This is a genomic window from Salmonella enterica subsp. diarizonae (genome assembly GCF_008692785.1).
Lineage (GTDB): Bacteria > Pseudomonadota > Gammaproteobacteria > Enterobacterales > Enterobacteriaceae > Salmonella > Salmonella diarizonae.
In genome coordinates this window covers 218595-237891 of the sequence record NZ_VXJV01000009.1, presented here as the reverse complement: position 1 = coordinate 237891, position 19297 = coordinate 218595, and the positions used below count along the sequence as shown (strand labels likewise).

Annotated in this window: 16 protein-coding genes; 5 read left to right on the top strand and 11 right to left on the bottom strand. The window is 52.6% G+C overall.

Translation table 11 applies throughout. The annotated features are described in order from the left end of the window. Positions 1-5 precede the first annotated feature (5 nt). The gene (gene yejK, locus F4V72_RS19440) at positions 6-1013 is read left to right on the top strand and encodes a nucleoid-associated protein YejK (RefSeq protein ID WP_000050812.1); all 1008 of its coding nucleotides are present in this window, start codon (positions 6-8) and stop codon (positions 1011-1013) included. Between the two features lie 114 nt (positions 1014-1127). On the opposite strand, the gene rplY is transcribed toward yejK, so the two are convergent. Both rplY and F4V72_RS19430 read right to left on the bottom strand, forming a co-directional pair. Next, complete coding sequence (rplY, locus tag F4V72_RS19435) at positions 1128-1412, bottom strand: 50S ribosomal protein L25 (RefSeq protein ID WP_000494191.1); 285 nt, start codon at positions 1410-1412, stop codon at positions 1128-1130. Between the two features lie 124 nt (positions 1413-1536). Next, positions 1537-3297, bottom strand: a complete 1761-nt coding sequence (locus F4V72_RS19430) for a DEAD/DEAH box helicase (protein ID WP_079813490.1) — start codon at positions 3295-3297, stop codon at positions 1537-1539. A gap of 151 nt (positions 3298-3448) precedes the next feature. Between F4V72_RS19430 and rsuA the strand changes: the two genes are divergently transcribed. The 3 genes from rsuA (at position 3449) to F4V72_RS19415 (ending at position 6101) form a co-directional block, all read left to right on the top strand. Then, positions 3449-4144, top strand: coding sequence for a 16S rRNA pseudouridine(516) synthase RsuA (gene rsuA, locus F4V72_RS19425; RefSeq protein ID WP_053510511.1), 696 nt, complete (start codon positions 3449-3451; stop codon positions 4142-4144). Positions 4145-4171: 27 nt separating this feature from the next. Then, a complete protein-coding gene (locus F4V72_RS19420) occupies positions 4172-5362 on the top strand; it encodes a Bcr/CflA family multidrug efflux MFS transporter (protein ID WP_023248355.1) in 1191 nt (396 codons plus the stop codon). Between the two features lie 394 nt (positions 5363-5756). Beyond that, positions 5757-6101: a YejG family protein gene (locus F4V72_RS19415; RefSeq protein WP_023248354.1), complete on the top strand. Its 345-nt coding sequence runs from the start codon at positions 5757-5759 to the stop codon at positions 6099-6101. A gap of 3 nt (positions 6102-6104) precedes the next feature. Here the strand turns inward: F4V72_RS19415 and yejF are convergent, their stop codons facing one another. From yejF to F4V72_RS19370, 9 genes are all read right to left on the bottom strand, one after another. Next, the gene (gene yejF / locus F4V72_RS19410; RefSeq protein ID WP_053510507.1) at positions 6105-7694 is read right to left on the bottom strand and encodes a microcin C ABC transporter ATP-binding protein YejF; all 1590 of its coding nucleotides are present in this window, start codon (positions 7692-7694) and stop codon (positions 6105-6107) included. Position 7695: 1 nt separating this feature from the next. After that, positions 7696-8721, bottom strand: coding sequence for an ABC transporter permease (locus F4V72_RS19405; RefSeq protein WP_001137762.1), 1026 nt, complete (start codon positions 8719-8721; stop codon positions 7696-7698). Beyond that, complete coding sequence (locus tag F4V72_RS19400; protein WP_000501623.1) at positions 8721-9815, bottom strand: microcin C ABC transporter permease YejB; 1095 nt, start codon at positions 9813-9815, stop codon at positions 8721-8723. Before F4V72_RS19400 ends, F4V72_RS19405 begins: the two co-directional genes overlap by 1 nt. A gap of 9 nt (positions 9816-9824) precedes the next feature. Beyond that, positions 9825-11636 carry an extracellular solute-binding protein gene (locus F4V72_RS19395; RefSeq protein WP_136058180.1) on the bottom strand — a complete coding sequence of 604 codons (1812 nt, stop codon included), beginning with the start codon at positions 11634-11636 and terminating at the stop codon, positions 9825-9827. 106 nt (positions 11637-11742) lie between these two features. Continuing rightward, entirely contained in the window at positions 11743-13299 is a 1557-nt protein-coding gene (locus F4V72_RS19390) for a cyclic di-GMP phosphodiesterase (RefSeq protein ID WP_053510490.1), read from the bottom strand. Between the two features lie 374 nt (positions 13300-13673). Continuing rightward, positions 13674-14246 (bottom strand): bifunctional murein DD-endopeptidase/murein LD-carboxypeptidase, encoded by a 573-nt coding sequence (mepS, locus tag F4V72_RS19385; protein ID WP_053510488.1) that lies wholly within the window; start codon positions 14244-14246, stop codon positions 13674-13676. 411 nt (positions 14247-14657) lie between these two features. Continuing rightward, on the bottom strand, positions 14658-15377 hold the full coding sequence (locus F4V72_RS19380) for a phosphatase PAP2 family protein (RefSeq protein WP_136058181.1): 720 nt from the start codon (positions 15375-15377) through the stop codon (positions 14658-14660). 28 nt (positions 15378-15405) lie between these two features. Continuing rightward, complete coding sequence (locus F4V72_RS19375; protein ID WP_023248348.1) at positions 15406-16392, bottom strand: CobW family GTP-binding protein; 987 nt, start codon at positions 16390-16392, stop codon at positions 15406-15408. Between the two features lie 119 nt (positions 16393-16511). Continuing rightward, positions 16512-17990, bottom strand: coding sequence for a PLP-dependent aminotransferase family protein (locus F4V72_RS19370; protein WP_053510483.1), 1479 nt, complete (start codon positions 17988-17990; stop codon positions 16512-16514). A 166-nt stretch (positions 17991-18156) separates the two neighbouring features. On the opposite strand from F4V72_RS19370, the gene torC reads away from it, so the two are divergent. Then, positions 18157-19290 carry a pentaheme c-type cytochrome TorC gene (gene torC, locus F4V72_RS19365; protein WP_023248346.1) on the top strand — a complete coding sequence of 378 codons (1134 nt, stop codon included), beginning with the start codon at positions 18157-18159 and terminating at the stop codon, positions 19288-19290. Positions 19291-19297 lie beyond the last annotated feature (7 nt).

Sequence of the window (19297 nt, the reverse complement as noted above, 5' to 3'; positions counted from 1 at the left end):
TTATCATGAGTCTGGATATCAACCAGATTGCCCTGCACCAGCTTATCAAGCGTGATGAGCAAAATCTTGAGCTGGTCTTGCGCGATTCATTGCTGGAGCCGACAACCACCGTTGTCGAGATGGTGGCTGAACTGCATCGGGTCTATAGCGCCAAGAATAAGGCGTATGGCCTGTTTAGCGAAGAGAGTGAACTGGCGCAAGCGCTGCGGTTGCAACGTCAGGGGGAAGAAGATTTTCTTGCCTTTAGCCGGGCGGCGACCGGACGCCTGCGGGACGAACTGGCGAAGTATCCCTTTGCGGACGGCGGCATTGTGCTGTTCTGCCATTATCGTTACCTGGCGGTGGAGTATCTGCTGGTTACGGTACTGAACAACCTGAGCAGCATGCGGGTAAATGAAAATCTGGATATTAACCCGACGCATTATCTTGATATCAACCATGCGGATATCGTGGCGCGTATCGATCTTACCGAGTGGGAAACTAATCCGCAATCGACCCGCTATCTGACGTTTCTCAAAGGTCGGGTAGGGCGCAAGGTCGCTGACTTTTTTATGGATTTCCTCGGCGCCAGTGAAGGGCTGAATGCCAAAGCGCAGAATCGAGGCCTGTTGCAGGCGGTAGATGATTTCACCGCAGAAGCGCAGTTGGATAAAGCAGAACGTCAGAACGTGCGTCAACAGGTTTACAGCTACTGTAACGAACAGTTACAAGCCGGGGAAGAGATTGAGCTGGAATCGCTGTCGAAGGAGCTTTCCGGCGTCAGTGAGGTAAGTTTCAGCGAATTTACCGCCGAAAAAGGCTATGAGCTGGAAGAGAGTTTTCCGGCGGATCGGAGTACGCTGCGCCAGCTAACGAAATATGCCGGCAGCGGCGGCGGGTTAACCATTAACTTTGATGCGATGCTACTGGGCGAGCGGATTTTCTGGGACCCGGCAACCGATACGCTGACTATCAAAGGGACGCCGCCGAATTTGCGCGATCAGTTGCAGCGGCGCACGTCGGGCGGAAAGTAACCTAAGTGTAGCGCCATCAGGCAATGCCGGATGGCGGCGTCTATCCGGCCTACAAAAACCAAAAACGCCATAAAAAAACCCCGCCGGAGCGGGGTTCTTGCAACGTGTCGACAATTACGCGCGAACGAAGTCGATGTGCTGCAGCTTTGGTTTGTAAGCGTGACGCTGTACAGCCTGAGCTTTAACTTTTACTTCTTTACCGTCAACAACGAGGGTCAGAACTTCGCTGTAGAATTCAGCTTTAGCTTGCATGTTCATCACCTGGTCGTGGTCCAGTTCGATAGCAATCGGGGCTTCAGAACCGCCGTAGATGATTGCCGGGAACTTGTTAGCGGCGCGCAGGCGGCGGCTCGCACCCTTACCCTGCTCTTTACGTACTTCTGCGTTGATAGTAAACATTTAAATCTCTCTTTAATAATTCCTGCTACAGGCGACCCAGCAACAGGTAAGTGATCTGCTTTGCGTATGCAAAAGCGGGCGAGATTCTATACTCAAATCGCCGTTACATCAATGAAAAGTGCGATTAACCACGTAATTCGTGCGCCCGGCGGAAGCGGCCTTCATAGTCGAACACTTTTTCACGCACCTGCCAGTACTGGCCTTTCATCCGCGCGACCACAAAATCGGGATGCCGCAACAGCGCCTGCTGTGCGACAATATCCGCCGCCGTGATCCAGCGTAAAGGAACGCCGGGCGTGCGGGTATGCGGGCGAATAAATAGCTGTTCGAAAGCGGTACGCTGGGCGGGCGTGTGTAAGCGGAAGCGCTCACTGACATCCGCGCCGTCCTCGTCATAGTAAGTGATTTTCAGCCATTCGCCTTTCTCATCCTGCCCATGCTGCATTGTCATTCCGCTACAGCGCAGGACTAACGCATCCTTGAGCCTGAGCGCCGCTTTTAACATATCGTCCGGATCGACCAGAATGGCGTCACATTCCCGGCAGCGTCGGGCGGCAATATCGTTTTCGGCATTACACTGTGGGCAGTTTTTAAAGCGGAAGCGAAAATCGCACTGCTCGCGATGGCCGTCGTCATCGTCAAACCAGCCCTGGCAGCGACGGCCAAAGTGTTCAATCAGCGTACCGTCGGTAGTGGTTTTCCCCCAGAAGGTGTTGGCAAAGCCGCAGGCCGGGCAAAATACCTGGACAGGGACGTTATCGCTTTTTCCTTTCGGGCTGCCGACCTCCGGAGCATACAGGTCGTGCGGGTTACCAGCGTAATCAAGAATCAGGCAATCGGTCTTTCCCGGCGCAAGGCGCAGACCACGCCCGACAATTTGTTGGTAAAGACTAACTGACTCGGTGGGGCGCAGAATCGCGATGAGATCAACGTGCGGGGCGTCAAAGCCGGTGGTCAGCACCGAGACGTTAACCAGATAGCGAAAACGCTGCGCCTTGAAATCATCAATCAGCGCGTCGCGCTCGGGCCCTGGCGTATCGCCGGTAATCAACGCCGCGTCGTCCGCCGCAAGCAGGCCGACAATCTCTTTCGCATGTTCGACCGTGGCGGCGAAAATCATCACGCCTTTGCGCGTCTGCGCAAATTCCATAATCTGGCTGATGATGTGCGGCGTAATCCGTTGCTGCTTTTTCAGCTCGCGGTTCAGGTCGGCTTCGCTGAACAGCCCATTGCTTTGGGCCTGCAGGCGGCTGAAATCATATTGTACGACCGGCATATCAAGACGCTCCGGCGGCGTCAGATAGCCGTGTTTAATCATATAGCGCAGCGGCAGTTCATAAATACAGTCGCGAAACAGAGCGTTCTCGTTGCCGCGCACCATACCGTGATAATGAAATTGATAAATCCAGCCTTTTCCGAGGCGGAAAGGCGTGGCGGTTAGCCCAAGCAGACGTAAGTGAGGATTAACTTTACTCAGGTGAGTGAGGATTTGCTGATACTGACTATCTTCAGCGTCGCCGATGCGGTGGCATTCATCGACAATCAACAGCGAAAACTCCTCCTGGAAGGCGTCAAGATTACGCGCCACCGACTGTACGCTGCCGAACACGACCTTACCTTGACTTTCTTTACGTTTGAGGCCGGCGGCGAAAATATCCGCTTCCAGCCCCAGAGCGCAATATTTGGCGTGGTTCTGCGCGACCAGCTCCTTCACATGCGCCAACACCAGTACCCGTCCGCGGGCGACGCGAGCCAGTTCGGCGATCACCAGGCTTTTACCTGCGCCGGTCGGCAGAACAATCACGGCAGGGGTACGGTGGCGGCGAAAGTGGCTGAGCGTGGCGTCTACGGCTTCTTGCTGGTAGGGGCGGAGTGTAAAAATCATGGTCTCACTACATTAAACGGTTCCGGGAATAGTATGCCATGAATCATTTCCCTTGAGGGATATAGTTAGCCCGCTATACTGAGCGGATAGCAATTTCCTTTTTTCGGGTAGAATGCCCGATTTCCGTATTCTTACAGGCTAAATCACATACATGCGACTTGATAAATTTATCGCTCAGCAGCTTGGCGTCAGCCGCGCTATTGCCGGGCGTGAAATTCGTGGTAACCGCGTTACCGTCGATGGCGACATCATTAAAAATGCGGCCTTCAAACTGCTCCCGGAACATGCGGTTGCGTATGACGGTAATCCCTTAGCGCAGCAACACGGGCCACGCTATTTTATGCTTAACAAGCCGCAGGGATACGTTTGTTCAACCGACGATCCCGATCATCCAACGGTGCTGTATTTCCTGGATGAGCCGGTGGCGTATAAGCTGCATGCCGCAGGACGTCTGGATATCGATACTACCGGTCTGGTGTTAATGACAGATGACGGTCAGTGGTCGCACCGCATTACGTCGCCGCGCCATCATTGTGAAAAAACCTATCTGGTGACCCTGGAGACTCCGGTGGCAGACGATACGGCGGCGCAATTTGCGAAAGGCGTGCAGTTGCATAATGAAAAAGATCTTACTAAACCCGCTACGCTGGAGGTGGTAACGCCTGTGCAGGTCCGTCTGACCATCAGCGAAGGCCGTTATCATCAGGTGAAGCGGATGTTTGCCGCGGTAGGCAATCACGTTGTGGAACTGCACCGCGAACGGATTGGCGCCATTACGCTGGATGAGAATCTGGCTCCCGGCGAGTATCGCCCGTTGACTGAAGAAGAAATCGCCAGCGTCGGCTAACTATCTCGTTAAATTCAGGAGTTCGATGTGACTACCCGGCAGCACTCTTCCTTTGCCATTGTCTTTATCCTTGGCCTTTTGGCCATGTTAATGCCGCTGTCGATCGATATGTATCTTCCAGCGCTGCCGGTGATTTCTGCACAATTCGGCGTGCCTGCCGGTAGCGCGCAGATGACGCTCAGCACCTATATTTTGGGGTTTGCGCTGGGTCAGCTTATCTATGGTCCGATGGCGGATAGCCTCGGGCGTAAGCCGGTTATCCTGGGCGGGACGCTGGTATTTGCCGCTGCGGCGGTCGCCTGTGCGTTGGCGCAGACTATCGATCAGCTGATCGTGATGCGTTTCTTTCACGGTTTGGCGGCAGCGGCGGCAAGCGTCGTCATCAATGCGCTGATGCGGGACATTTATCCAAAGGAAGAGTTTTCGCGCATGATGTCGTTTGTCATGCTGGTCACTACGATAGCGCCGTTAATGGCGCCCATTGTCGGCGGCTGGGTGTTGGTATGGTTAAGCTGGCACTATATCTTCTGGATACTGGCCATCGCGGCGATTCTGGCGTCAGTCATGATCTTTGCTCTGATTAAAGAGACGCTTCCCGTTGAGCGGCGTCAGCCTTTTCATATTCGTACCACAATAGGTAACTTTGCTGCATTGTTTCGCCACAAACGCGTACTGAGTTATATGCTGGCGAGCGGGTTTAGTTTTGCCGGTATGTTCTCTTTTTTGAGCGCAGGGCCATTTGTCTATATCGAAATTAATCATGTTCCGCCGCAGGATTTCGGCTACTACTTCGCATTGAACATCGTATTCCTGTTTGTGATGACGATTATCAACAGCCGTTTTGTCAGACGAGTAGGGGCGTTAAACATGTTTCGGGCCGGGCTATGGATTCAGTTTGCGATGGCGGCGTGGATGGTTTTCAGCGCGCTGATGGGCATTGGATTCTGGGCGCTGGTGGTCGGCGTTGCGGCGTTTGTCGGCTGTGTGTCGATGGTTTCGTCCAATGCGATGGCGGTCATTTTGGATGAGTTTCCGCATATGGCCGGAACGGCATCTTCGTTGGCGGGCACCTTCCGTTTTGGTATTGGCGCCATCGTCGGCGCGTTGCTGTCACTGGCTACCTTTACCAGCGCGTGGCCGATGATCTGGTCGATTGCGCTTTGCGCCGCCTGTTCCATTCTGTTTTATCTCTACGCCAGCCGTCCCAAAAAACGGTGACCGGCGTGGTGTGTCCCTCAAATGACTGGCGAAGAACGCGCAGGAAGCGTTGAGGGACGCTATCAGCTACACGATGGCAAAGCCAAACGGCTTCCGTAGTTGATGTATATCAATTACCAATTCATCATTTCCCTTCTTTATGTTTATTTTATGTAAAATCCATTTATGTAAAAAGTCACATCATTGTAGTTAAAAAGGTTGAGTTAGATCGCAGAAACGGGTACATATAGCCCGCCGTTATCTCCGCGCCGGTAAAAATATTTTAACACCCGCTTGCTGTAGAGCCACTGACGGAGATACGGGCGTTAGCAATCTGTTTAAGGACGGATTGTCAATGATGTGTTAATATTGATGTAAATAAATTGTGAAGTAATTGTGCTTCCGGGGAAAGAAAGTGAATACATTACAGCTCTCAATTGTTCATCGCCTGCCGCAAAACTATCGCTGGTCGGCGGGTTTCGCGGGGTCAAAGGTTGAACCGATTCCGCAAAACGGGCAGAGCACCGAGAATAGTCTGGTGGCGCTTAAACTGTTGAGTCCGGCAGGCGATAGCGCGTGGTCGGTGATGCATAAGCTCAGCCAGGCGCTAAGCGATATTGAAGTCCCTTGCTCCGTGCTGGAGTGCGAAGGGGAACCATGCCTGTTCGTTAATCGTCAGGATGAGTTCGCCGCCACCTGCCGGTTGAAAAATTTCGGCGTGGCGATAGCGGAACCTTTTTCTAACCATAATCCTTTTTAAGCGTCAGCTTAACGCGAGTAGCTGACGCGTATACGCCTGTTGCGGTGCGGTAAACACGCGCTCGCATTGCCCCTGTTCAACGACTTCCCCCTGCCGCAGCACGATAACCTGATGACACAGCGCGCGGACTACCTGCAGATCGTGGCTAATGAAGATATAGGCCAGACGATGCTTTTGCTGTAGCGATTTCAGGAGAGCAAGAATCTGCGCCTGAACGGTTTTATCCAGCGATGAGGTCGGTTCATCCAGAATGATAAGCGACGGTTTTAAAATCAGCGCCCTGGCGACGGCGATACGTTGACGCTGGCCGCCGGAAAACTCAGCGGGATAACGATGCCGCGTTTCCGGGTCCAGGCCGACTTCCATCATGACCGCTTCCACCTGCTGTTCGCGCTGCGCGCCTGAAAGCGTGGGCTGGTGGACGCGCAAGCCTTCTTCGATAATTTGCAAGACGTTTAAACGCGGGTTTAGCGATGAATTCGGGTCCTGAAATACGACCTGGATACGGTGGCGAACAGGTAAAAGCTGGCGGCGGTTTAACGTATCCAGCGATTGACCGTCAAATACGATGCGGCCTTCGGAGTGGATAAGCCGTAACAGCGCCAGACCGGTGGTACTTTTCCCCGACCCTGACTCGCCGACCAGACCCAGCGTTTCGCCTGGATGCAGGGTGAAACTGATATTGTTAACCACCACATTATGATCCACGACGCGCTTCAGAATGCCTTTGCGGATCGGGAAGGCGACACGCAGCCTGTCCACTTCCAGCAATGGCGCCTGCCCGGCGGGGAGAGGGACCGGATCGCCTGCGGGTTCGCTGTTGAGTAGTTTTTGCGTGTACGGATGAGTCGGCGCGGATAACAGCGTGTCGGCGCGTTGGTACTCTACGCAATTGCCGTATTGCATTACCGCCACCGAATCCGCCAGTTTTTTTACAATGCTGAGATTATGGGTGATAAACAGCAATCCCATATTGAGCTCGCGCTGGAGTTCCCGCAGCAGGTGTAAAATCTGCGCCTGTACGGAGACGTCGAGGGCGGTGGTCGGCTCATCGGCGATAAGTAATTCCGGCCGTGTTAACAGCGCCATGGCGATCATGACGCGCTGGCGCTCGCCGCCGGAAAGCTGATGAGGATAATCGCGCAGACGCTGAGTCGCCTGGCGGATGCCGACCCGATCGAGACAATTGATAATCTCAGCCCTTGCCGCCTCCCGACGCATTCCCCGATGGAGCGACAGTACTTCATAGAGCTGTTTTTCCAGCGTATGCAGCGGGTTAAGTGAAACCATCGGTTCCTGAAAAATCATGGCGATTCTATTGCCGCGCACGCCGCGTAGCGTCTGCTCGCTGGCATGAAGCAATGATTCGCCGTGAAAACGAATATCGCCGGAGAGGTAGACGACGGGAGGGGTAGGCAAAAGACGCAGAATGGAAAGCGCCGTCACGCTTTTTCCTGACCCGGACTCGCCGACCAGCGCTAGCGTTTCCCCGGCGTTCACCTGTAACGAGATGGCGTTAACGACAGGACGCACGTTCTGTTGCTGACGGAAACCTACCGATAAATTTTCAATTGCAAGCAATGGAGATGTCATCTTATACCGCCCTGGCAGGATCAAAGGCGTCGCGTACCGCTTCGCCAATAAAAATCAGCAGCGATAACAGAATGGCGACAGACAGAAAGGCGGCGATCCCCAGCCAGGGTGCCTGTAAGTTGTTTTTCCCCTGTAAGAGAAGTTCGCCGAGAGAAGGAGAGCCAAGCGGCAGACCGAATCCCAGAAAATCCAGCGACGTCAGCGTAGTGATGGAACTACATAAAATGAACGGTAAAAATGTCAGGGTAGCGACCATCGCATTAGGCAACATATGACGCAGGATAATGTCACGATCGCTGACGCCAAGCGCCTGCGCGGCGCGGATATAGTCAAAATTGCGGGTCCGTAAAAACTCGGCGCGCACGACGCCCACCAGACTCATCCAGCCAAACAGCACGGTTATAGCCAGCAGCCACCAGAAGTTAGGCTGCACCACGCTGGAAAGTAAAATGATCAGAAACAGGGTCGGCATCCCCGACCAGACTTCAATGAGACGTTGTCCCCATAAATCGACTTTGCCGCCATAATAGCCCTGTAACGCGCCCGCCAGTACGCCCATGACGCTGGAGCAAATCGTTAACATCAGGCCGAATAAAATAGAAATGCGGGTGCCGTACAGGATGCGGGCGAAAACGTCGCCGCCATTCGCATCGGTGCCCAGCCAGTTTTTCGCCGAAGGCGGGGAGGGGAAAGGTTGTGTAGTGGCAAAGTTAATGGTATTGGCGCCAAAACGTACGGGCGCCCACAACACCCAGCCCCTATTCTCAAGCTGCCGTTGTAGCCAGGGGTCTTGATAATCCGCTGTTGTCGCCAGCGGGCCGCCGAAATCGCGCTCGCTGTAATTTTTCACCAGCGGAAAATACCACTGGCCTTCATAGCGCACCAGCAATGGTTTATCGTTAGCAATCAGTTCCGCGCATAAGCTCAGGCTGAATACGACCAAAAAAATCCATAGCGACCAGTAGCCCCGGCGATTATGGCGGAAACGCGCCCAGCGCGCCTGATTGACCGGGCTTAATCGCGGCATTATCGTCCCTCAAAATCAATGCGTGGATCGACCAGCGTATAGCTGATATCGCTCAGGATATTCAGTAATAAGCCAATCAGGGTAAAGATATAAAGCGTACCGAACATCACCGGATAGTCGCGCGAAACGGTGGCTTCGTAACCCAGCAGTCCCAGGCCGTTGAGCGAGAACATGACTTCAATCAGCAGCGATCCGGTAAAAAACATACTGATAAAGGTGGCGGGAAAACCGGCGATGACCAACAGCATGGCGTTACGAAATACGTGTTTCCAGAGAATGTTTTTTTCACTAACGCCTTTAGCACGAGCGGTAACGACATACTGTTTACGTACCTCGTCGAGAAACGAATTTTTCGTCAGCATCGTCAGGGCGGCAAAACCGCCAATGACGGTCGCCAACACCGGTAGCGTAATATGCCACAAATAATCGGTGATTTTCTGGTACCACGGTAACGTGTCAAAGTTGGCGGAGACCAGGCCACGCAGCGGAAAGATATCGTAGTAGCTGCCGCCGGCAAAAAAGACGATTAATAAAATAGCGAACAGAAAGGCAGGGATCGCATAACCGATAATGATAAACGCGCTGCTCCACACATCAAAGCGGCTGCCGTTATGGACGGCTTTGCGAATCCCCAGCGGGATAGACACCAGATAAATAATCAGCGTGCTCCATAATCCCAGGGTAATGGAGACGGGAAGACTATCTTTGATCAGCGTTAGTACGGATGCGCTGCGAAACAGACTGTCGCCGAAGTCAAAAGAGAGATAGTCCCGTAGCATCTTGAAATAACGCTCATGCAGCGGTTTGTCGAAGCCGTAGCGATGGGTGATCTCCGCGATCACCTCCGGATCGAGCCCCCGGCCACCGCGGTAATGGCTGTCGCTGATATTGCCGACGCCGGTTTGCGCATGACTGGCGCGAACGCCTTCGCCGCTGGCGCCGGGCAACGCGCCGCCCTGACCAAACTCAATCGCGGCAATTGCCTGATCGACAGGGCCGCCGGGAGCGATCTGCACGATAAAAAAGTTAATGGTAATAATGGCCCATAGCGTGGGGATCACCAGTAACAGACGGCGGATAAGATAGGCGCCCATTGATTCTTACTACCTCCTGGCTGCCGGTAGTTTGGCGGCTTTGTTGACATCATACCACCAGGTATCTAACCCGATGGTATATACCGGGCGAATCGCCGGATGGGAGAATTTATCCCACCAGGCGAGCCTGTCTTGCGCCATATACCACATCGGCAGCATGTAATAGTTCCAGGTCAGCACGCGATCCAGCGCCCGTCCCAGCGGCACCAGTTTCGCTTTATCACCCTGCGCTGCGATAATTTGCGCGATCAGTTTATCAACCACCGGGCTTTGTACGCCGGGAGCGTTATAACTGGAGTTAATGTATTCCGACGCCCATGAGATTTGTAGATCGGAACTGGGCCAGGGCATCGCCCGCCATAGCCTCGGCATCATGTCATAGTCGCGGCTACGCATCCGATTGGTGAGTTGAGAATTATCAACCTGACGGATAGTCATCGTAATGCCCAGACGCTGAAGATTATGCTGGAAGGGCAGAACCCACTGGCTATTACTGCTGGCAGGAAGGAGAAGTTCAAACGTCAGAGGCTTACCGGTGACGCTATTGACCCGTTGCTGTCCGTTGATCACCCATCCGGCCTGCGTCAACAAGGCGTCAGCTTTAAGAAGATTTTCGCGATCGTAGCCGTCGCCGTTAGAGACCGGCGGCTGATAGATCTGAGTGAAGACTTCAGGAGGAAGATCTTTTTTCATCGGCGCGAGTAATACCAGTTCGTCGGCGTCAGGGTAATTTCTGGCGGCGTATTCGGTATTCTGGAAGTAACTGTTGGTTCGGCTCCAGGCATTATAGAACAGCGCTTTATTCATCCACTCAAAATCGAAGGCCAGGGTGACGGCTTCACGTACCCGTCGGTCTTTAAATACCGGGCGCTGAATGTTAAAGGCCAGCCAGCGAGTGTCCTGCGCCGACTCGTTTTTCTGCTCTTCTTTAATGATGTAATGATTATCGAAATTTTTACCGATATAGCGCGTCGCCCAGTTTTTAGCATCGTTTTCCAGCCGTAGATCAAATGCGCCCGCTTTAAACGCTTCGAAAGCGACATTGTCATCAAGGTAGTAATCGTAGCGGATAGTGTCGAGGTTAAAACGTCCACGATTGACCGGCAGATTAGCCGCCCAGTAGTTTTTGACGCGTGAATAGACAATGTACTGGCCCATTTTCCACTGAGTAATCCGGTATGGCCCGCTGGCTAAGGGAGGCGTTGAAAGCGGAGCGCTGAGTTTGTGATTTTTCCAGAATTTTTCGGGCATGATCGGTAATGAAAACAGGCTAAGCATGTCTTCTTTACCAGGCTTCGCCAGCTCAATTCGCACGGTTAAAGGCGCAATCGCCTTCACGGTAGTGCCTTTATAGACCAGACGAAACTGCGGTACACCTTCGGTCATAAACTTATGAAAAGTAAAGGCCACATCGCGGGCGGTAATGGGCGTACCATCGTGAAAACGGGCGCGGGGATTAATCGTAATTTCCACCCAGGAATAGTCGGCGGCATAGCGGGCATGGTCGGCAATCAGTGGATAATAGCTTCCGGGTTCATCATCCGAGGTGGTAAAAAGCGTATCGTAAAGGGCTTCGGTACGTACGCCGGGATTGCCGCGCAGCGAGTAGCGGTTGAAATTATCGAACGTGCCAATAGCGGAAAGCGTCATTTGACCGCCTTTCGGCGCAGCAGGATTCACATAATCAAAGTGATCAAAGTTAAAAGCATACTTAGGTTCGCCGAGTACGGCAAAAGCGTAGCTTTCTTTGATCGCCTGGGCTTGGGCCTGGGCACCAGCGCTAACCAGGGCGACAAGCAGAAGCATTACGCGCGCAATCATCTGAAGGCGGTTTCCTTATCGTATCGTCTGTTGCAAGCCAACAGGCGTCTCGCTGAATAATAAGTGACGTCGCGTCTGATGTGAATCCGTTAAAACCATAAGGGGACTACCATTCAGGCACAGAAGGCGCCGACATCCACAGCACGAAATCTTTAAGGGGTAAAGGACGGCTAATCCAGTACCCCTGCAAATAATTAACACCATGATCGCGTAGCCAACGGGCCTGCTCCGGCGTTTCAACGCCCTCGGCCACCGTCAGCATATTCAGGCGCCTGGAGAGCGTCAGCACGGTATCCAGAACCGGCGACGTGACGGTTTCCGTGCCGATCGCCTGGATAAAGCCGCGATCAATTTTCAGATAATCTAACGTAAATCGCTCCAGATAGATCAGGGCGCTATGGCCTGTACCGAAATCATCCACGGCGATTTCAAACCCGGCGGAATGCAGCCATTCGAACAGCTTGGCCGCTTCATGCTGCTGAAGCATATCGCGTTCAGTGATTTCCAGCACAATATGAAAATGGCGCGCGGGCAGGGCGTCCCTGAGCCGGTGCATATCCTCTTTAAAACTGTCGCTGTGCAGATGTTCCGGCGCGATGTTAATGCCAAATTTGGCGCCGACGGGCATCACCTTCTGTAGCGTGGGAGCGTCGCGGGCGATCAGCTCGAACAGATGCTGCGTTAACCGTACGATAAGTTGCTGCGCTTCGGCATAGTGGATAAAGGCATCCGGCGGAATCTCTCCTGCCGTAGGGTGACGCCAGCGTAGTAAGACTTCAAGCCCGGTGACGCTCAGCGTACGAGTATCGACGACGGGCTGATAAACCACATAAAACTGCTCGTGTTTGATTGCCGTTAAAATCTCTTTGCCTGGTCGCGTCCGGAGGGCATAGATAAAGTAACAGATAAACCCCGCCACGATGCCGCTAATACAGCCCAGCATCAACGCATACCACAAATCATTGTAGGTCCAGCTATCGGCATAAAGCTGTATTTTAAGCGGCAGGCCGCTGATGGTTGCCTGTCGTGATGGCGTGCCTGGCAGCTCCGCGACGGTCAGCAGACGCGAAGAAAAGGTCGACAGCACGGTATTGCCGACAATCAGAGCGATGCCGTTAAAATCGTCCTGGCGCGTGGTATAGAGTAAGTAGGGCGTCAGGTTAATATTCAGCGATGTGAATACGCCGCTGTCATTTAATAATGGATTTCGATACCAAATCACCATTGCCGGTTTGTTGGGCATCATTGGCGTGCCGGGCAGAATCGCCATATCAACGTTTTTACGGATATCTATCTCCGGTACCAGTTGCTGAAGCGGCATATTCATGACGCCAGTGGCGGAAGAACAGAAGACTTTTTTATCTTTAATCAATAAGAAGGCGCGCACATTGAGGCTAAAAGCGGCTCTTGAGGTGAGTTCTGCGCCAACCTGCTGACAGGTGTTGATCGTCAACGGCTGAAGAATATCGGTGGTGGCTTTCAGGTCGGCGAAATAGCTGACAAGATAATGTTGTACATCAGAAAGGAGCGTATTGTATTTAACATCCCGTTTATGCCACGACAGGAAAAATTGCAGGCTACCAATAAGTAATGCTGCCGCCATCCCCGTAATGATACAGGTAAGCAGGATTTTCCGACCGGAAGAGGAGTCGCGTGTAAGCATAATTCCTGGTGTGACCTGAAAGGGCGGATGCCGGTTAAACTGGTTGATTTATAAGACTATAGCCTGGATTACCCCGTATAGTCATGCTTTTCTGTGATGCGCAGGAAAGCGTATTGCCACAGTAGTAGCTGGGTGATACGACCTGAATGCCTGATGGCGCTATGCTTATCAGGCCTATGTTCGTGTGTTGTAGACCGGATAAGACGCCACGCGTCGCCATCCGGTATATCGTCGCCTGGCGGTGTAGTCTGCCAGGCCGAATACGCTATTCTGCAAAACGGATTCAGAAGGGATAATAAACAAAAGCACTGCCGAAGCAGTGCTTTTGATATCGTCTCATCAGGTAAGCCAAGGGAAGTGCTGCCTGACGAAGATTAACTGCGGCTCAGAACTCGACGCGCTTCGTTGTAACGTTTTTTCCAGTACGGTTCGTTCATACTGGAGATAATGACGCCGCTACTGGTAGACGCATGGACAAACTGGTTATTGCCGATATAAATACCGACATGACGACCAGTGGAGCCGGCGCGGAACAGAACCAGATCGCCCGTACGCAGGTTGTTGCGTGACACTGCTTTGCCCATTTCCTGCTGTTCATAGGTTGAGCGCGGAAGCTCTAAACCAAACTGTTCCCGGAAGGTGCGTTGTACAAAGCTGGAACAGTCGACGCCTTTCTTAGTGCTGCCGCCCAGGCGATAACGCACGCCTTTCCAGTCAGCATACTGATCCATAATCCGCGACTTAACGTCGAGGTTACGCACCATGCTTTCAAATTCATCCTGAGAGGCTTGCAGTGAAGAGCTATCGCTATTGCCCACAGCATGCGTCTCAGAATGCATATTCTTTGCGGTATTGGTGGTCGTGCTACAAGCAGAAAGCAGAACCGCAACTGCAATCGCGGGAATCCCGCGCAAGATATATCTCAAAATCGGTTGAGATTTGACCATGTTGTTTGTTTTCCCTTGAAGTCCTTAACGATAAATATCGTTATAAAAATGCCAAACGTGATGAGACTAATTACCTGCACAGCTTGAGACAATTCTTTGAGCACAAATCTGTGGCGGAACGCACAAATTTATTCGCAATGAGAATAATTATCTGGCGAGGCAAAACGGATTTGAGATTACCCGATCGTTGTTGTCATTGCGAGCGATTTCGCGTGATTTTTTATAAGAATTTATGATACGAAAAGTGAGCCATCAGTACTGGTCAAATTAAGCGCAAATCGTTTAAAAAGTGGGCAGCCTGTTCATTTTGCAGAGGAATAATATGACCAAAAGATGATGGGCGGGAGGGATCATCATAAATTACCTTCAACGATGCAAAAGTATCGCTGAAGGTAATGTTAATTACACGGGCTATTTGTTTAAAATTTGTTTATTTCCGCCCGGAAGATAGTTCTCAAAAAGCGCTATCGCCCGGTCGCTGAGCGGGGTCATCAGCCACCAGGGGAGGCCAATCAAAATAACCGTGAGCGAACCGACCGCAATATCGGTGAACCAGTGAGCGCCAATCATAACGCGCGGAAACGCGAAAACCACAAATATAATAAGGGCGATAATCCCCGCTATTTTGCCGAAATAACGCAGCATAAAGGCGGAAAATATCAGCAGCATCATACCGTGATCGCCCGGGAAACTATCTTTTGACGCGTCTTTTGTCGGGATGTGCAGCAACTCGCTGACGCGATAAATATGCTCAAAAGAGAGCGTTGGGCTGGCACGCTTGACGGGGATCAACGCCTGACCGAGCTGGTTAAGCAGCACCGCTGTTAACAGCATGACCAACCCGATTATCACAATGCGCCGCCGACCCGACGCGCTTTCTTTCAGCCAGAAACTGAGCATCAGCCCCCCCATCGCCAGCAGCGAACAGCCGTCAAACGCTCGATTATTGGTAATGGCGACCCACCAGAGGAACGCGTGGCTTTCCACCAGTTTCTGGTTAAAGAAGTGGAATATGCCAGAATCAATGGGGAACCAGAAACCGTGATTGACGGGAAGATACCATGACAAAAACAGCGCCAGACCGGCGACATTAAGTAGAATTATCAAGGGATAGCGGGTTTTCATCGTCATTTCGCCATAGTTTTAAACGGTGGCAACCTTACGCGTGCGTCGCTAAACGAAGCTTCAACAAGGCCGTCTGTAACGTATTCCAGTCGGTTTCTGTGTTTGAGATAAGTTCAACCCGGCTGTCCGGCGGCGCAACGCTCTGTGTTTCGATGTGCAGGTCATCGCCCTGGCGATTGATGCGTACCAGCCCCTCTTGTATGCGCATAACGCCTTTCACCCGGCCCACCGGCGCCAGACGCGCCCATTCGAGTAGGCCAATGGTGTCAAACACGGTATCGGCATCGAAAATCCAGCCGCAGGCCTGATGACCCTGTCCGCTATTGAGGCTGCGTCGCCAGCGCTGCTGTGCGGGTAGATTTAGCGCGGCGAGTCCTTTTTTACTGGCATGAGTGTGAGAATGCGCGGCGCTGGCCGGCAGTTTCGCCAGATTTTGTCGCGGTAAATCCAGAAGCTTACCGTCTATCTGTCCATGTTCGGCATGAATCAGTTGACGATCGCCGCCGTACTGTTGCCACCACTGTTGCAGGGCGGCATCGCTCTGCGCCGTGGCTCGGTCGGTTTTATTGGCGATGATAATATCGGCTGAGGCGAGCTGATCGCGGAAATTTTCATTGGCGACGCTCTGTTGGTCCAGTAGCAGGCGAGGGTCCAGGATGCAGAGCGTGGCGCGTAAATCAATCCACGGCTCATAAACCGGCGCAGTCAATAAATCCAGAATCTGTTTTGGGTGTCCCAGACCGGTCGGTTCAATCAGCAACCGGTCAGGGTTGCCCTGGCGCAGCAGCGTGTTGAGCCCCACCTGCATAGGCAACCCGTTGACGCAGCACATGCAGCCGCCGGGGATCTCTTTTAGCAGTGCGCCGCTGTCGGCAAGTAGCGCGCCGTCAATACCCACTTCGCCAAATTCATTGACCAGGACGGCCCACTTTTCAGCCGGATCTTTATGGGCTAATAAATGAAGGATAGAGGTTGTTTTTCCGCTACCGAGAAATCCAGTAATAAGATTGGTTTTGGTCACGTTAGCTCCAGAGTATTGATACAACATAACAACTTTCAATAATCCTGGCGAAGAAATGTGAAAAAGAGAAGAGGCGAGTTGACAAAGTCGTACTTCTCCCCTCTTAAGAGCAGAAAATGTTAACTTTTTAACGCTTCTCTTTCCTGTTGCAGGACAGCCAGTACCCTGCGGATTTGCTGTATTGGCAGACCGCCAAAGCCAAAAAGCATCACTGTTTCGTGATTCTCTTTTCGCCAGGCGATTTCGGAGCCGTTTTCTATCTCCATCAACGTATCGAAGCAAATACCAGCGCGCAGACAGCGCTGGCGTAGCTGCGCGACGACCGCCGCGGGCCACGGGATGCGCAACGACAGATGCAGCCCTGCGGATGCGCCGCCAATTTCCCCTTCGCTAAAAAGCGTTGTCAGGCCCGTACGTAATAGCGCCTGGCGGGCGGCATACTGGCAGGCCAGTTTACTGATGTGAGTATAAAAAACCTGGTTTTGCATCAGCTCCGCTAAAAACTGTTGTAGCAGCCACTGACTGCCATTATTGCTCAGCGCTTTCATATTTTGCAGGGCGGGAAGCAGCGCGTCCGGGCAGATGAGGTAGCCAAGACGCACCCCTGGCCCCAGCGTTTTAGAAAAGGTGCCGGTATAAATGACCCGATCGTGATAATCCATCGCTTTCAGCGCAGGCAAGGGATTATCGCTGTATGTGAAGACCGCATCATAATCGTCTTCAATAATATAAGTGCCGACGCGCAGCGCCCAGCTTAACAAGGCCTCTCGCCGCGCCAACGAAAGCGTATAGCCCAGCGGATACTGATGCGCTGGCGTGACGTAACAAAGTTGGGTGTTACATTCAGGTAATTTATCGGTACAAATGCCTTGTCGATCGACTGCGACAGGCGTAACGGCGGCGCCGTAATAATTAAAAAGATGCCAGGCGCCGGAATAACAAGGGGATTCCGTCACAATATGACATTTTTCTTGCCGCTGCTGCGCCTGGTGTAGAATAAATATTTGGCTGAGAAGGGAGAGTCCTTCCTGAATACCATTGGTAATAATGATATTGTCCGGCGAGGTATTAATACCTCTGGACAAATTAAGATAGCGAACCACTTGTTCACGGAGTGAAAATAATCCACTTGGTGAATGATATCTGGTCATTAATTGTTCTTTTTGCAGTGCCGGCACATTATTCCACTTGCGCCAGCTTGACCAGGGAAACGCGTTAGGATCGGGAATGCCTATACGGCAATAGATCTCCCGCCCTTGCTCGCTATACACGTCGCTGGCTACGCCTGGCGGCCCTGGGGTAGGCGGAGGGGAGCCCGTCACAGAAAGCATAGCAGGCTGGATGCTGCGTAACGGGGCGGTAAAGATAACTTCATAGCCAATTCCTCGTCGGCTTTTGATATACCCTGCCGCCGTTAATTTTTCATAAGCCATCACCACCGTTATTTTCGCCACATTTAACCGCAGCGCCAGTTCGCGAATGGAGGGAAGCTTATCGCCGCAAAGTAAATCGCCGTGCTGAATGGCCTGAAAATAATATTGAAATATTTGTAATTGCAGCGGCGTGGTGCTTTCCCTGTTCAGAGATAATGACAGCATAAGAGATTCCTCATTATTGCGCTAACGGTATATTACGAATTACGCAAGCCGGTTATTTTGATGCGCCTCATAGTGTGAAGCGTGTTCCTATCATTCACCACGGGTGTCTCTATTTTCGTTTTTTAATATCGCTTAGCGTGCCGGTATTAAAATAATGGAGGCAGATATGTCGTGGATAAAAAAGAGCGCGCTATGGTGGGGATTTGGCGGCGCGGCGGCGATGGTGCTTGTTATTGCGGGAACCTGGCAGGGGGTGCATTACACCAGTACGACGGAGTTTTGTTTATCGTGCCATGCAATGCGCACCGTCGGCGAGGAATATCGCAGCAGTACGCATTTTCGTAACGCCTCTGGCGTGCGTGCTGAGTGCAAAGATTGCCATATTCCCCCCGGCATTGTGCCGACACTGGTGCGTAAAACCGAAGCGTTAAACGATCTTTACCACACCTTTATCTCCCCTTCGATCGATACGCCTGAAAAATTTGCCGGGAAACGCGCGGAGCTGGCGCAGCGCGAATGGCAACGGATGAGCGCCAACAATTCGGCGACCTGCAAATCCTGTCATCGCTATGAGGCAATGGATCACGCGAAGCAATCCGCTAACGCCGCGGCGCAAATGTCCGCTGCCGCGGCGAAAAACAGCAATTGTATCGATTGTCACAAAGGAATAGCGCACCACAAACCGGATATGAGCAGCGGTTTTCGCGAGCGTTATCAACAATTGCTACGCCAGGGTGAAGCCCAGGCGGATACCGACACGCTGTACACGCTAAGTGAAAACGCGCTTACCGCCGCGCCCGGAGCGCCAGTCGGGAAAGCTCTGCTTTTCCCGGCCACGCCGGTGAAAGTACTGAAAAGAGAGAAAGGTGACTTTCTGGTGGAAGTGACCGGCTGGCGGGAAAGTAAAGGCCGCGGGCGAGTGATCACCCAATTCAGGGGCAAGCGCGTGTTTTCCGCCGTACTGGATGCCACGCTGATGGACAACGTCAAAGTGCTGCAAACGCAGATCGATCCTGAATCTCATCAGCAGTGGCAGCAGGTGAGCGTCACCGCCTGGAGTCCCGCAACGGGATTTATCAATAACGTCGATCCGCTTTGGCAGTATGCCGATCAAATGCTGCAATCCACCTGTAGCGCCTGCCATAGCACGCCGCCGCCGACCCGTTATACCGCCAACGGCTGGATAGCCGGATTGAAAGCTATGTCCACCTATTACCGGCTTAACCCGGTGGAAGAGCGCACGTTGCTGAAATACCTCCAGACCCATGCCAGCGATGTGACCACATCCGAGAAAAAATGAGGAGAAG